The following is a 14,071-nucleotide window of genomic DNA, read 5'->3' as shown; positions in this document are numbered from 1 at the left end:
GATGAGTGAAACTAACGGGCCGGCCGAGTTGCCGGTCTACTCGATCGCCGAGGCATTCGTGAAGCGATCCGGAATGTATATCGGGCAGCCCGTCACGTTCGAGCGAGTGCACACGTTCCTGCTCGGTTTCGAAACGGCGATGTTGTACGTTCGCGACGAGCTCGCGCGCGATCGCAATGCGTTTCAGCCCGTGGGCGTGCTCGGTCAGTTCCGGGAGCAGCTGCGATCCGAGGGGCGGCTCAGGTGGGACTCCTGGTCCCTGACGATCGTGGCGGAAGCGATCGGCTGGACTGGCGACGAGCCTCCGGCGATCGACGATCTGACCGAAGAGCAGCACCTCGAGGCAGTCCGGGACCTTCTCCCGTTGCTCGAGAAGGTCTTTGCCCTCCCCGCGGAGCTTGTCACCTCGCTCCGTGACTCCGCCTGAGAAGGGTAGGCACCCCACCGCTGTCGGTGTGTCGTCCCGCCCATCGAGTTCGAGAACGCGTTCTATGCTGTGCGGCGATGATCAACCTGACCGCCACCGTCCCGCTTGGACCGCTGACAGAACTTGTCGGACGATCCCTCTCGGCGACTGGGAGATGGGTCAACTCATCCGGTAGCGCCTACCTGTCATATCCATCACTCAGAGGATCCTGACCCGGACGAACGATCGCAGTCGCTCGAGGGCAAAGGACCCGTGCGGATGTCGCGCGTCACACCTCGACCTCGAACGGCAACTTTCGCAGTGTCGTCGCGGAAATCCCGGTGCTCTTGTACATCCGGGCGTGGGCGTACTGGATCTCCGGCAGCAGATCGATGCGGCCGATCGCCTCCAGCATGATCTCGTCGGCCTGACCGGTGAGATGACGCAGTTCGGGGATCGCGTACCCGCCCACGTACTTCCCGGAGTTGAGATCCCAGGAGCGCACGGCCGGCAGCGCCTCCTCGATCCTCTCGCCGAGCTCCACCAGAGCATCGAACGTGTCCTGCCCGTAAGCGTGCGGGGAGAATGGGATCTGCGACATCGTGCCCTTGGTGACGTTGAAGCAGTCGCCCGTGAACGTCCACCACAGGAACGCCAGCCGCGACGCCGCGATCGCGCTGGCCGCGAGCTGGTCCTTCCGGTTCTGAACGAACAGCTTCCCCTCGTTGAGGGGCACCGTGGCGTGCGTGGTCTTGTCGTAGGTGACCGGCGGCACCGTGTACGTGCTCAGGAAGTACGTGGCGGTCTTCTTGAAACCGACGGAGTAGTCGCTCACACGGACAAGCGGCGTCGAGGAGATCGTGCCCTTCGCAAGCAGCGTGTCGATCAGCTCGAACATCGCGTCGCTGCTGGCGCGCATCCAGTTCGGGGTCCGCGAGCCGGCGGGCCGAAGCGAATACCGCAGTGTCGCCATCAGATGCGGACGGAACGCCTCGATCCAGCTGTGGGTGAGCGTCGTGTGCAGCTCGGAGACGCTGCCATACCCGGCGGCGGTGATGATCGTGCTGCGCACCTTCACCTGGAACAGGGCAGCCGGGCGTTCCTGGAAGGTGCTCACCCAGATCGCATCGAACCGCCGCTCGTAGAACTTCCGCAGTGACTCGTCGCGATCGGCGAACTGGCTGCGGATGGGAACGATCAGGCTGAGCCGGCCATCCGGGCGCGTGATCTGCGCCGAGCGCTCGCAGCAGGAGGCGTAGATGTCGTCGACGTTGTCTGTCTCGAAGCCGGTGATGCGGTAGCTGAGCTCGCGCCGGTTGACGTAGGGTGGGTTGCCGATGACGACGTCGAAGCCGCCCTGATTGGGGTGTGACACGTCGCCCCGCACCGGCAAGAAGCGCGGCCCGTACAATGTCCAGCGCATCGAAAAACACCCCGCGACCTTCCGACTACCTCCGGACGTCTTCGAGTACATCAACCAGGCACGCGACGAAGCCGCGGCCCGTGGTGATCGCCTCACCAAAGACGAAGCGATCACCATGGCAGTCCGCGCGTTCTGGGGCGGCAAGCGCCAGCGCCGCCGCTGATCACCACACCGACATAACCGACGAAAAGAACTCTGGAGGCATCTGATGAGCCGTCGATCTATGCTCGAGCAGGAAACCGATCCGCTACACCCCGCGCGGATGCTACCGCGCACCTGAGACGAACGCGCGGTCCTTCACCGAGGATGGCTACATCTCGACATGATCAACCGAGGCAGCGAGAAGATTTCGTGCGAAGAGGTGGAGGACCTCGTCTACCGCTATGACAGCTTCGATCTAGCGGCCGCCGTCGCGATGCTCGACCCCGTGTTCAGCGAGCGGGTATGCGTCTACGTGAGTCTCAAGGAGGGCGGCCCGCTCGGGCTCGAACGGATCCGCGCCGCCATGGAGTCCGCCGGGGTGGCTAAGCATAAGCACCCCGAGCGGCTGATCGCCGTCGACGACATGCCCCTCACCAAGGTAGGCAAGATTGACAAGAGGGAGCGGAGAGGGCTTTGCCCGCCGCGACAGCGCCTAATGGGGCAGACGCTCAGCGCCCGCGCCGCCACGCGAGCCAGTGGCGGATGCTCTCCTCGAGCGCGTGCAATAGAGGCAACATCACCCAGATGACGCACGCGACGGTCAGTGGCGTCGTACATAGGATCTGGAGGTACGGCGGCAGGCCGGTCAGGAGCGGAGCGATGAAGTAGGCGTTGAACATGGCAGGCGGTACCAGCGCGATCCACACTAAAATCGCCGTCCACCACCGCGGGCGCGCGGGACCGGCCGTCGGGATTGCACCGGTGAGGGCGTCCGGAGTCAGTGGACGGGCCTGCCCGATCGTGAGCGGCACGGCCTGTTGCAGGTGCGCCTGCCGCTCCTTACTGTCCTCCCACCGGATGAGGTCATGGGGGGAAGCGAACGTGATCTCGACGACAACCTGGCGCCGGTGCCGTTCCGAGACTCGGACCTTCGACTCCCGGTAGCCGGGGAACGACTGGGCCCGGCCGGTGAAACCATGCGCCCACTCGGTGAGATCGTCCAGCCGCCCGGGGACGGCTGTGCGCGCCACCCGAGCCGTGACCGTGAGGTTATCTGGTTGCATGGTGTCCTCCCGGGGCAGAGGAAGCCCCGTCTCCCAGCGTATTGCGCCGATGACGCGGCACTGAACAGCTTCCGACCATCGGGGTCCGGATCAATAGCGCGAAATAGTGCTCTTCCGAGCAGTGGAGTGTCACCGCCACTGCCGCCTCACGCAGGATGGAAAGTTGAAAGACCTGGATCGACGGGGAGGTCATTTGCACGAGGCGTTTCGCTTGCTGCGGGAAGAAAGGCTCAAACGAGGCCGATACCATCGCCGAGCGACGGTGTATCACCCGGACGTAGAAGAGGTCGACCAGCTCTACGGTGTCCGGCTTCAGCTGGAGTCCTTAGGCGCGCGCCGGACGGTGGACGGATGCTGCGCTCCGAGATCGGCGCTTCGCGCGAGTACGGGACGCTAATGGATGCGGCGCTGGCAGTCGGTGACATGGGCGCCTGGCTGGTGGCGCACCACGCGTTCCTCCGCTGCTGCGTCGCGCGTGCAGACATCCCGTTGGGGCGGGTAGTGGACTCCTACCCGGAACGCTGCTTACACATCTATCAGGGCCGCGTCCGTTTGAGTGGTGGTCTTTCGCTTCGTTGCGATGATCAGCTGTCGTTAGTTTAGGCGGCGGTGATCTCGGGGAGTATCACCGCCTCGTCGATGGTGGGGGTGGTCGCGGTGAGCTCGGTCATGGAGGCTTCGGAGAAGTAGCGGCGGTCGGCGGCTTCCCATTCGTCGTGTTGCTCGACGAGGACGGAGCCGGCCAGGCGGAGCAGGGCGGCGTTGTTCGGGAACACGCCAACGACGTCGGTGCGGCGCTTGATCTCCCGATTGAGGCGTTCCAGCGGGTTCGTGGACCAGATCTGTCGCCAATGCCGGGCGGGGAACGCTTTGAACGCGAGGATGTCGTCACGGGCGTCGGTGAGCATCACGGCGGTCTTGGGGTGGACGCGCTCGATCATGCGCACGACTTCGTCGAACTGGGCATCGATGTGCTCGGCGTCGGGTTGGGCGAAGATCGTGCGGATCACGCTGGCGACCATCTCCTGCCGGCCCTTCGGGAGGGCGGTCAGGACGTTGCGCATGAAGTGGACGCGGCAGCGCTGCCAGGCGGCGCCCTGCAACACGGTCGCTGCGGCCTTCTTCAGTCCGGCGTGGGCGTCGGAGATCACCAGCTTCACCCCGCCCAGACCTCGTGTCTTCAACGAGCGCAGGAACTGCTTCCAGAACTCCTCGGTCTCGCTGTCTCCGACATCGAAGCCCAGCACGACCCGCCGCCCGTCAGCGGCGACGCCGATCGCGACGACGACCGCCTGGGACACGACACGGTGGTCGATGCGGACCTTGCAGTAGGTCGCGTCGAGGAACACGTAGGGGTAGGCGATGTCAGACAGCGAGCGGTCGCGGAACGATGCGACCTCGGCGTCGAGCCCTTGGCAGATGCGGGACACCTCGGACTTCGAGATGCCAGTGTCAGCGCCGAGCGCTTTGACGAGGTCATCGACCTTCCGGGTTGAGACGCCGTGGAGGTAGGCCTCCATCACGACCGCGAACAAGGCTTGGTCGACCCGGCGGCGCCGCTCCAGCAGCGACGGGAAGAACGACCCCTGCCGCAACTTCGGGATCCGCAACTCCAGATCCCCAGCCGTGGTCGACAGCACCCGCGGCCGGGAACCGTTGCGGGTAGTCGTGCGCTCGCTCGTGCGCTCGTAGGGGGCGGCGCCGATGAATGCGGCTGTCTCCGCGTCGATCAGCTCCTGGTAGAGCCGCTCGGTCGCGGCTCGGATGCGGTCGGTGGTGCCGGTGAGCTTCAGTTCCCCGAGCAGCTCGAGGAGGGCAGACTGGTCAAGAGCCATCGTGCGGTGTCGTCTTTCTGTGTGAGTTCTTGGTCGTTCTCACTGACCATCGCACGATGGCTCACCCCGTCGCGGTCACGACGCCGCGGGCCCGAAAGACCACCACCCCGCGGGACTCCAGGTCTATCAGTTGTGGCACCCGCAGTCGTTCGCCATCGCTCATCGCGAGTACGAGGCCGTCCTCGAGTCGATCGTCAGGCGTCCGACGCCCAGGGGATCGATCTGTCGCCGCTGGCGACCCACGAGTTCGCCTTCGACGATGCCGCCGCCGCCTTCGAGCAGTCCCGCGACGCGTCCAGCAGCCTGAAGGTCCTGCTCCGACCGTAGAGCGCCTGGGCCGTCGGGGCCGTCACAGGGAGCCACGCGGGCGGCGTGGGGTGGCACGGGCTGCAGTGGCACCGCGGAGACGATCCTCCCGCCTGTCGGGTCGGCATCGGAGCGCGCGGTGCAGGAGGAGCGCGCCCACGTTGCAAGTAAGCTTTCTGCCGTGCAGAATCGACAGCTCGGGTCGCCGGGCGATCCACCCCAGTATCCGATCGAGTCGGTCGACAACGCGCTGAAGCTGATCCTGCTGCTGGGTGAGGAGCACGAGCTGCGGCTCACGGACGCCGGTGCCCTCCTCGGGGTGGCGACCTCGACCGCGCACCGACTTCTCGCGATGCTGGCATGGCGCGGCTTCGTGCGGCAGAACCCGGTGACCAAGGCTTACGGCCCTGGCCCGGCGCTGACGACGGTGGCCTTCTCGGTGCTGCGCAGGATGGATGTCCCGAGACTGGCGCAGCCGATCCTCGAGGACCTCAGCGCCGCCCTCGGTGAGACCTGCCACCTGGGCACGCTCGAGGGCAACCATGTCCGATTCCTCGCCGTTGCCGAGCCCGATGTGGCCGTGCGCGTGGTTTCGAGACTGGGCAAGACCCTGCCGGCGCATTGCACCTCGACCGGCAAGGCGCTGCTTGCCGAGCTGAGCGACGAGCAGCTCTTCCGGCTGTACCCGGACGAGCAGCTCGAGATCGTCACACCGAACTCCATACGTTCCCGAGACGAACTCGTCGCCGAACTGGTTCGGACACGACTGGACGGTTATGCCGTGAATCGGCAGGAAAGCGAGGACGGCGTGGCGAGCGTCGCGGTCCCGGTCCACGTCTCGTCGGGACTGCGACTGGCGATCAACGCCTCCGCGCCCGTGCAGCGGTTACCGCCGGGCAAGGTCAAGTCCCTAGCGCGGTCACTGCAGGACGCCGCGATCCGCCTCGCCGAACTGTTGGGGTGAACCGGCCCGGGTCGTCGTAGCGCCCATGGATGCGCTGCGCACGCGAACACGCCGCTGATGAGCGTGGCTGCGGGAGCGACCGACCCGCCGCCGTGGGCCTCAGTGCCCGTTGGCCGGATCGTCCGGGTCGCGGGCGGCTTCTTCGCCTTGATCCAGCCCACTCAGCGTCGCCATATCCTCCGAGCTGAGCGTGAAATCGAAGACGTCGATGTTCTGCGCGAGATGCTTCTCATCGCCGGCGCGCGGGACGGGAACGATCCCTTCCTCGATGTGCCAGCGCAGTAGGACCTGTGCGGGCGACTTGTCATACTTCGACGCGATCGCGGTCACCGCGGGATCGGACAGCAGGGCTCCTCCGCGTCCGAGCGGGCTCCACGCCTCGGTCAGGATGCCGTGAGCGCGCTGGAAGCTGCGCTGTTCGACACGGGCGATGTCGACGCTGAGCTGGATCTGATCGACGTCGGGGACGACACCGGTCGCGTCGACGACGCGCTGAAGGTGGTGAGACTTGAAGTTGGAGACGCCGATCGCCTTCACTCGTCCCTCTTCGAGCAGTCTCACCAGACCCTTCCACGCTTCGACGTATCGGTCGAGGGCCGGAACCGGCCAATGGATCAGGAACAGATCGAGGTAGTCGACGCGAAGGGTCTTCAGCGATCGGTCGTACGCGCGCTGCACTCCCTCGACGCTGTGGTCCTCCTTGTTGAACTTGCTCGTGATGAAGACCTCGTCACGAGGGATGCCCGATGCACGCAGACCGGCACCGACGGCCTCCTCATTCGCGTACTTGTACGCCGTATCGAACAGGCGGTAACCGTAGCCGACCGCCTTCTCGACCATCGTTGCGCACTCGTCTCCCGTGAGTGGCCACGTGCCCACCCCGATTCGCGGGATGCGGTGACCGTGCAGGAGGGGGAGGGTGGTGTCGTCAGCTCTCATCGGGCGGCCGCCTTCGCCGGAGCCGTGCTCGAGGGCTCGAGGAGGGCGCGCAGCCGATGTATCAGCTCGTCCGCCTTCGCTCGCGAGGCGACCGAGCGGCGGGCGTCGACGAGGGCACGCGGCCAGTTCACGATGACGGCACCTTCGGCCTGCCCTTGGCTCTCGCCGTACACGACGGCGAAGCGGTCCTGCGCAGGGTCGCCCACCATCGTCCAGTGATCAGATCCGGTATGCCCGACGATCTGGATCTTCCAGTCGTACTGGTCGCTCCACACATACTCCGTCGGGTCGTAGCTGCGCAGGTCATCCGGGTGAGCGATGTTATGCGCGACAATCAGCGCCTGATCCGTCGCGCTCGTCCAGTGCTCCAACCGGATCGGGTCGGGATGCCGTCGGTTCATGAATCGTGCCACGTCGCCGATCGCATACACGTGGGAGACGCCGACGGCGGCAAGCGTGCCTTCGCAGACGACACCGTTATCCAGCGCGAGGCCCGACGACTCGAGCCACTCCGTGTTGACGACCGCTCCGATACCGAGCAGGACAGCGTCGACATCCAGCGTCGCGCCATCGGTGAGCGTGACCTGGACGCGGTCACCCGTGCGCTCGACGTTCTCGACGGAGACGCCGAAGCGTAGCTCAGCACCCTCCCTGCGGTACTTCTCCGCGAAGATACCGCCCACTTCCATATTCATCGCCCGGCCCATCGGAGCACCGATCGGTTCGATGATGGTGACCTTGACACCGGCCGCAAGCGCTGTGGCGGCCGCCTCGGCGCCGATGAATCCGGCGCCGACCACCGCGAGGTGGCGGCCCGGAACGAGCTCCTTGCGCAGCTCGTCGGCATCGGCGCGGGTACGCAGCACGTGGACGCCGGGAGTGGAAGCCCACGGGGTTCGGCGAGCTCGGGCACCCGTCGCGATGACGAGGATGTCGTAGGTCAGCTCGCTGCCGTCGGCGAGCGTCAGCGTCTTGCCGGCAGGATCCAGCTCGGTCGCGGCGACGCCGAAACGGGTCTCGACCCGCAGGCCTTCGAGCGCTTCCGCCGTCGTCAGCGCGATCTCCGGGTCGGATGCGGCGCCGCTGAGGTACTTCTTCGACAGCGGGGGACGGTCGTAGAGGGGATGGCTCTCCTGGTCCACCAGCGTGATCGCGCCGGTGAACCCCTCCGAACGAAGATTCTGTACGAGCTTGACTCCGGCGACGGAAGCACCGACGACGACGACGTGAGACATGCGAATCGGCTCAACCCTCGACAGACAGCGCCGAGACCGGGCAGCTTCGGGCGGCTTCCTCGACGCGAGTGCGCTCCGCGTCCGGCACCTCGAGCTGCAAGAGCACGACCTTGCCGTCGTCGTCGATGTCGAAGTAGTCTCCCGCGGCCACGACGCAGTTCGCGTAGCCCTGGCAGAGGGAGAGGTCAGCCTTCACCGTGGCCATGGTCATTCCTCGTTGATGATGGGTCGGGGTCGGGGAACACGGGCGCGTACGGCGACCCGATCATCGCTGAGAACGTCTGGACGGTCTGCCAGGTGAGCGCCTCCAGCTCGAGCGGGTCGAGTGCGATCCATTGTCCGGATTTCGGAGAGTCGATGAGCAGACGCGTCCCGTTGCGGGTCTCGACCCGGCTCACCGTGATCTCAGAGAACTCGTTGGCGATCGTGAGCGGCTCGCCGACGGTGCGCGCGACCAAACGTGCGCGCTCCTCGGCGGCGGCGATCGCGGCGGCCCGATCGACGTCGGCGCCTTCCCACTCCAGGGTCACAGGAAGATCGCCAGGTTCTGGGTGCGCAGCACCGACTCGTCGACGAGGATGACGCGGCGCGCGAGCTTGTACTCGCCTCCGACGTCACGGAACACATCCTCCCGGTGGGCGGAGATGATCGACGGCTCGTTCACGTCTCCTCGGCTGCGGAACAGCAGCATCGCGGAGTCGGCGAGCACCTCGCCGGGCACGTCGGTCTCGAACACCCGCACGTTGGTCACGAAGTGACGCAGCCGGGACGGAGGGTCCTCGGTCCAGGCATGCTCGGTAAGGAACCGTGCGACGCGCCGGCTGAGCGAGTACTTGTTCTCGTCCCAGTGCGCCATCCCGGGGGACGTGCTGAAGGGCGTGCCGAGTGCGGTGGTCACGCGGACGGGCATGACGTAGTGGATGTCTTCCGTCAGCATGTCCAGCCAGCTCTCATACCGCTGCTGGTCGAGAGTGTAGGCCTCTTCGACGAGCCAGCGATGGATCGTGGCGTGCAGCTCGCTCGTGAAGGGCAGGGACGAGCCCACCCGGTCGGCGAGGGTTGACGACTTGCGAAGCCGGGAGACTTCGGAAACTGCCTTGCCGGTCTCCTCGATCATCGGACCACCTTCTGACCATTGTTCGTGATGCCCGCAGGTCGGGGCTCGACATCCAGTGGCGGCTCGCCGCCGATCGACAGGGCACGGAAGTCGACGCCCTCGTACTCCGACTCCAGGTAGTCCGCCCAGCGGTGGAGCAGATGGCGCTGGTTGTACTCGCCGTAGCCCACGTGCGCGACGCCGGGGCCGGCGAACTGGTCGGGGCCGAGCGGCTCGACGACCGGCGATCCATCCTTGAGGATGCCCATGCGGCTGTTCAGGAGCAGGCGCCGCGCCATTGATCCCTTCGCCGTGTTCGTGAGCGAGACCCAGTTCTCCACGTCGTCCTGCTCGAACATGCCCGTCGACCCGAAGCACATCAGGTAGGCCTTGTACGACAGTGCCTTGAACTCCTCCGGAGCCTCAGCGTCGACCGCGAACCAGGAGTACACCTCGGTCTCGTCCTCGCTGATCGGAAGCCACGTCCGGATGGAGATGAACGGGAGCACGTCCTCGTCCGAACCCTCCTCGACCTTGGGCCAGTTGTGGACGAAGGACATGTTCGGGAAGAGCGAGGCCGCGGAGATCATGAACCCGTCGCGGCCGATGACATCGAGCTGCTCCTGAGACCAGGTCGCCTTCATCCGCTCGACCATCTCGTCCGGGTAGCCGACGTACCGCAGCCGCTCCTCGAGCGTGCCCGGCGGGAGCTTGTAGGTCGTGCCGCCTCCGTTGCCGGCCCAGTATGTGTTGCCGTCCTTGCGCTTCTCGGCCTTCGGCTCGCGGAACAGCCCGATCTCGACGACCGAGGTGTGCGTCTGGGGCGTGTGGTACATGTCGCCGGCGAAGTTCTCGGCGCCGATCTTCCAGTTCGCCTTGACGCGCCACCGCTGCGGGCCCCGGAGCTCGATGCCGCTGGGGCTCTGCCGGGTGTAGTAGTCGAGATAGAACTTGAAGTCGCCGATGTAGTCCTCGAGGCTCGGCGCATCCGGGTCCATGCTGATGAAGATCAGGCCGTTGTACATACCGAGGTTCGGCGCCGGCAGGAGCCGTGCGCCCTTTCGGCTGAACCCGGCCTCGCCGCCGTAGGCCTCCTCGTGGAAGGGGAGTCCGACGATGCGTCCGTCGTTGCGGTAGGACCACCCGTGGTACGGGCAGCGGAAGTGCGAGGCGTTCCCCATCTCGGCCCGGCAGACCTGCATGCCGCGATGCAGGCACATGTTGAAGTGGGCGCGGATCTCACCCTTCTCGTCGCGGACGATGATGAACGAGTCGTCGAGTATTCGCCGGACGACGTAGTCGCCGGCCTGAGGAATCTCGGACTCGTGGCCCACGAACAGCCAGGCGCGGCTGAAAAGGTTCTTTCGTTCGCGCGCGAAGATCTCCGCGTCGTTGTAGATGTACGCCGGTATCATTCCGCGACGGATCTCGTCGTAGATCGTCATGCTGGAAGTGCTCATCGTCGCGCCTATCCGTAGTGTAATGCTTCGACACCGCTCCGACGTCGCACGTCGAAGCGGGCCGAGGCATAGTTTCTGATGTGCAGAAATTGATTCTGCCACACACGCGCGCCTTACGTCAAGTGGGCCCGAGGAAGGCCTTCGCGGCCGCGCTCGGAGGAGGAGGCGATGCGTCGCGGCTGCGAGGACCATCCTCCCGTCCCAGAGGGTGGGCATGCTCCTCTGGAACACAGAAACCGCTTCTGCTGGAAACGAGGAGTCAATGATGAGCCCGTCGACCGATGTCGCAGACCGGGAATGGACCGTCACTCTCGATGGCAAGCCGTGGGCCAGTGCCGCGCGCTACGAGGTCGAGAACCCCACGACCGGGCGTCCCCTGACCTCCGCCCCCGACCTCTCCGAGGAGGAGGTCGGGCGCGCGGTGGCGGCGGCGCAGGCTGCGCAGCCGGCCTGGGGCGCGATGCCGCCCCGAGCCCGGGCCGCCGTGATCCGGCAACTCGCTGCGACGATCCGAGAGCACCGTGAGGAGCTCGCCACTCTCGACGCACTGGACGGCGGGTTCACCCTCTCGATGATGAGGGGCGATGTGGACGCGGCGGCGGAACTCATGGAGATCTTCGCCGACATGGCGCTCGACCTCGGTGGCCGGACGATTCCGGTGAGCACGAACCTCCACTACACCATGCAGGTGCCCTACGGAGTGGTCGCGCGTATCGGTGCGTTCAACCATCCCTTCTTCTTCGCGGCGGCGAAGGTCGCCGCGCCCCTCGTCGCCGGCAACGCCGTGGTCCTCAAGGCCCCGGACCAGACGCCGCTGTCTTCGTTGCGCCTGGCCGAGCTCGCGGTCGGGATCCTCCCGGACAATCTGTTGATCACCGTCAGCGGTCGCGGCGCGGTGACCGGACGCGCGCTGGTGCGTCATCCCGAGGTCCGCCGGATCGGTTTCATCGGGTCCACCGCGACGGGGCAATCGATCCAGCGGGATGCAGCCGAGACCGGAGTCAAGCACGTGTCGCTCGAACTGGGCGGAAAGAACGCTCAGATCGTCTTCGCCGACGCCGATTTGGAGGCGGCTGCGGCCGGTGCCGTCGCGGGTATGAACTTCACGTGGGTCGCCGGACAGAGCTGCGGCTCGACGAGCCGCCTGCTCGTGCACTCCTCGGTGGCCGACGAAGTGATCGGCCGGGTCGCCGAGCGCATGGCCGCGATCCGGGTGGGAGACCCGCTGGACCCGTCCGTGGACATGGGCCCGCTCGTGTCGGAGGCACAGTTCCAGAAGTCCATCAGCGCCATCGCCGAAGGCAGGAAGGCGGGTGCCACCGTGGCGACGGGCGGCGGCCGTCCCGCCGGCCTCGATGAGGGGTGGTTCGTCGAGCCGACGCTGCTCACCGGTGTCAGCCCCGGGTCGTTCGTCGAGCAGAACGAGATCTTCGGCCCCGTCCTCTCCGTCACCACCTTCGACGCCGACGAGGAGGCCGTACGGATCGCCAACGGCGTCCAGTACGGGCTCACCTCGAGCATCTGGACGCGCGACGTCACGCGCGCCCACGTCGTCGCCCGGCAGATCGAGGCCGGCTACATCCTCGTCAACAGTGGCAGCCGGCACTTCTGGGGACTGCCGTTCGGAGGGGTGAAGGCTTCGGGGATCGGCCGCGAGGAGTCCCTCGACGAACTGATCTCGTACACCGAGACGAAGACCGTGACCGTTCTGCTCTCGTAGGGGGGCAGCGCTGCGCGCTGTACGTCGTCGCAGCAAGCGCGGCGCGATCCATGCCGGCGGTGCTGGGAGGCGCTGTTCCCGTCAGCCTCGGGCAAACCCCGTCGAGGCGAAGGCCGCCTGCAGGGATGCCTGGGCGCCGAAAACGTTCCCCGGGCCATCACAGAGGCGACACAGCAGTACACGAAGTGGTCGGCTGAGATCCCCCGGGCGGAGCGGCTTCCGGAGTTCCTCGAGCGAGCGTTCCAGATCGCTTCCACCCCTCCCTACGGTCCGGTGCACCTCGGCATTCCGATGGACTTTCTGGAAGAGGAGATCGAGTTCACCCCGGGACCGGTGACCGAGTATCTGCATGAGGCGCTCGATCCGGATGCGGTAGAGCGTCTCGCCCAGATTCTCAGGACGGCGGCCAGTCCGGTCATCGTGGTGGGGACAGAGGTCGCGCGGTACGGTGCGATTGCCGCGCTGGAAAGGCTCTCCGACCTGGTGGACGCGTCCGTGCTCGGGGAGATCAAGGGCGCCGACCTCGCCTTCCCGAACACCAATCCGAGGTACGTCGGCAAGCTGACCGCATCGAGCCCTGCACTGGAGGGCGCAGACGTCGTCGTCCTCCTCGGCGCCGAGCTCACCGAGGGGCTGGCGATGCCCCTGCCGGATTTCGGTGACAGCCTCGTGGTGCAGGTCACCGTGGACCCGCTCGCTCTGCGCCGGCAGTACGCAGGTCAGGTCGGCATCCTCAGCCACCCCGGGCGCCTGCTCGATGCGGTCGCCGATCGCCTCGCTGAAGGCGGAGCGGTACCCGTGAGCTCGGGCGGGCGGGTGCGAGGGCTCAGAGAGCGCTGGGAAGCGGGCCGCGAAGCCTTGCGGTCGCGCCTGCTCGGCGAGGCTGATGGCGCGGTATCGGCGGCCCACATCGCGGACCTCATCCATCGCCTCGGCGGCTCCGAGACGATCGTCGTCAACCAGTGCGGATCCGCGGAGGGCTTCATCGACACACTCGTCGACTATGGCGCACCGTGGACGTATTTCGGCCTCTCGGGGAAGGCGAGTGCTCAGGGTTGGGGCGCGCCGGCGGCGGTCGGCATCCAGATGGCTCGTCCCGATCGTCGAGTGATCGCCGTCCTCGGCGATGGCGGGTTCATGTTCAACTCCACAGCGATCCACACCGCTGCCGCGTACGACGTTCCGGTCGTCTACCTCGTCCTCGACAACGGGGGCTGGCGGGACGTCGCGACCGTGACGGGAGCGATGGGCAGCTCGCTCGGAGAGCCCGGCGCAGAGGATGCGATGCGCTGGACCTTCCGGCCCCCGATCGACCACGCATCGTACGCCCGAAGCCTGGGACTGAAGTCTTGGCGGGCGTCCAACCCGGAGGAGCTCGAGAGCGCGTTCGCCGCCGCGTTCGCCGAGGATGGGCCGACGCTGATCCAGGTCGCGTCTGCGATGGGCGATGTCCGGGTCTTCGGGCAGGCGTTCGCGTGAGAT

General features: G+C 66.4%; 14 protein-coding genes. 5 read left to right on the top strand and 9 right to left on the bottom strand.

What is annotated here, in order from left to right; translation table 11 throughout:
- Position 1 precedes the first annotated feature (1 nt).
- Positions 2–427, top strand: a complete 426-nt coding sequence (locus ABC304_RS00225) for a hypothetical protein (RefSeq protein WP_005050749.1) — start codon at positions 2–4, stop codon at positions 425–427.
- 268 nt (positions 428–695) lie between these two features.
- On the opposite strand, the gene ABC304_RS00220 is transcribed toward ABC304_RS00225, so the two are convergent.
- Positions 696–1,946, bottom strand: coding sequence for an Eco57I restriction-modification methylase domain-containing protein (locus ABC304_RS00220; RefSeq protein ID WP_082157161.1), 1,251 nt, complete (start codon positions 1,944–1,946; stop codon positions 696–698).
- 205 nt (positions 1,947–2,151) lie between these two features.
- Here ABC304_RS00220 and ABC304_RS00215 point away from each other — a divergent pair, with 205 nt between their 5' ends.
- Positions 2,152–2,559 (top strand): AMP-binding enzyme, encoded by a 408-nt coding sequence (locus tag ABC304_RS00215; protein WP_005050745.1) that lies wholly within the window; start codon positions 2,152–2,154, stop codon positions 2,557–2,559.
- On the opposite strand, the gene ABC304_RS00210 is transcribed toward ABC304_RS00215, so the two are convergent.
- Positions 2,480–3,001, bottom strand: coding sequence for a putative antibiotic biosynthesis monooxygenase (locus ABC304_RS00210; RefSeq protein ID WP_162303983.1), 522 nt, complete (start codon positions 2,999–3,001; stop codon positions 2,480–2,482). The two genes, ABC304_RS00215 and ABC304_RS00210, sit on opposite strands and share 80 nt — an antisense overlap.
- A 632-nt stretch (positions 3,002–3,633) precedes the next feature.
- Positions 3,634–4,869 (bottom strand): IS256 family transposase, encoded by a 1,236-nt coding sequence (locus ABC304_RS00205; RefSeq protein WP_046746337.1) that lies wholly within the window; start codon positions 4,867–4,869, stop codon positions 3,634–3,636.
- A gap of 487 nt (positions 4,870–5,356) precedes the next feature.
- On the opposite strand from ABC304_RS00205, the gene ABC304_RS00200 reads away from it, so the two are divergent.
- Positions 5,357–6,139 carry an IclR family transcriptional regulator gene (locus ABC304_RS00200; RefSeq protein WP_039712028.1) on the top strand — a complete coding sequence of 261 codons (783 nt, stop codon included), beginning with the start codon at positions 5,357–5,359 and terminating at the stop codon, positions 6,137–6,139.
- A gap of 99 nt (positions 6,140–6,238) precedes the next feature.
- Here the strand turns inward: ABC304_RS00200 and ABC304_RS00195 are convergent, their stop codons facing one another.
- The 6 genes from ABC304_RS00195 to ABC304_RS00170 are packed head-to-tail and all read right to left on the bottom strand — an operon-like array spanning position 6,239 to position 10,869.
- Positions 6,239–7,078, bottom strand: a complete 840-nt coding sequence (locus ABC304_RS00195) for an aldo/keto reductase (protein ID WP_005050739.1) — start codon at positions 7,076–7,078, stop codon at positions 6,239–6,241.
- The gene (locus ABC304_RS00190) at positions 7,075–8,313 is read right to left on the bottom strand and encodes an NAD(P)/FAD-dependent oxidoreductase (RefSeq protein WP_062633832.1); all 1,239 of its coding nucleotides are present in this window, start codon (positions 8,311–8,313) and stop codon (positions 7,075–7,077) included. Before ABC304_RS00190 ends, ABC304_RS00195 begins: the two co-directional genes overlap by 4 nt.
- A gap of 10 nt (positions 8,314–8,323) precedes the next feature.
- Positions 8,324–8,518, bottom strand: a complete 195-nt coding sequence (locus tag ABC304_RS00185; RefSeq protein ID WP_062633830.1) for a ferredoxin — start codon at positions 8,516–8,518, stop codon at positions 8,324–8,326.
- Positions 8,499–8,843: a hypothetical protein gene (locus ABC304_RS00180; protein WP_085603657.1), complete on the bottom strand. Its 345-nt coding sequence runs from the start codon at positions 8,841–8,843 to the stop codon at positions 8,499–8,501. The genes ABC304_RS00185 and ABC304_RS00180 overlap by 20 nt, the downstream gene beginning before the upstream one ends.
- Positions 8,840–9,430: a 3-phenylpropionate/cinnamic acid dioxygenase subunit beta gene (locus tag ABC304_RS00175; RefSeq protein WP_062633826.1), complete on the bottom strand. Its 591-nt coding sequence runs from the start codon at positions 9,428–9,430 to the stop codon at positions 8,840–8,842. Before ABC304_RS00175 ends, ABC304_RS00180 begins: the two co-directional genes overlap by 4 nt.
- Positions 9,427–10,869, bottom strand: coding sequence for a Rieske 2Fe-2S domain-containing protein (locus ABC304_RS00170; protein ID WP_228164524.1), 1,443 nt, complete (start codon positions 10,867–10,869; stop codon positions 9,427–9,429). The genes ABC304_RS00175 and ABC304_RS00170 overlap by 4 nt, the downstream gene beginning before the upstream one ends.
- 265 nt (positions 10,870–11,134) lie before the next feature.
- Between ABC304_RS00170 and ABC304_RS00165 the strand changes: the two genes are divergently transcribed.
- Together ABC304_RS00165 and ABC304_RS00160 are read left to right on the top strand one after the other, a co-directional pair.
- Entirely contained in the window at positions 11,135–12,589 is a 1,455-nt protein-coding gene (locus ABC304_RS00165; RefSeq protein ID WP_062633835.1) for an aldehyde dehydrogenase family protein, read from the top strand.
- Between the two features lie 291 nt (positions 12,590–12,880).
- Complete coding sequence (locus ABC304_RS00160; RefSeq protein ID WP_139833214.1) at positions 12,881–14,068, top strand: thiamine pyrophosphate-dependent enzyme; 1,188 nt, start codon at positions 12,881–12,883, stop codon at positions 14,066–14,068.
- The last annotated feature ends 3 nt before the right edge of the window (positions 14,069–14,071 follow it).

This window comes from Microbacterium jepli (genome assembly GCF_047237905.1).
GTDB lineage: Bacteria > Actinomycetota > Actinomycetes > Actinomycetales > Microbacteriaceae > Microbacterium.
The sequence above is the reverse complement of the archived record's forward strand: the minus strand, read 5'-3'. Positions and strand labels throughout refer to the sequence as shown.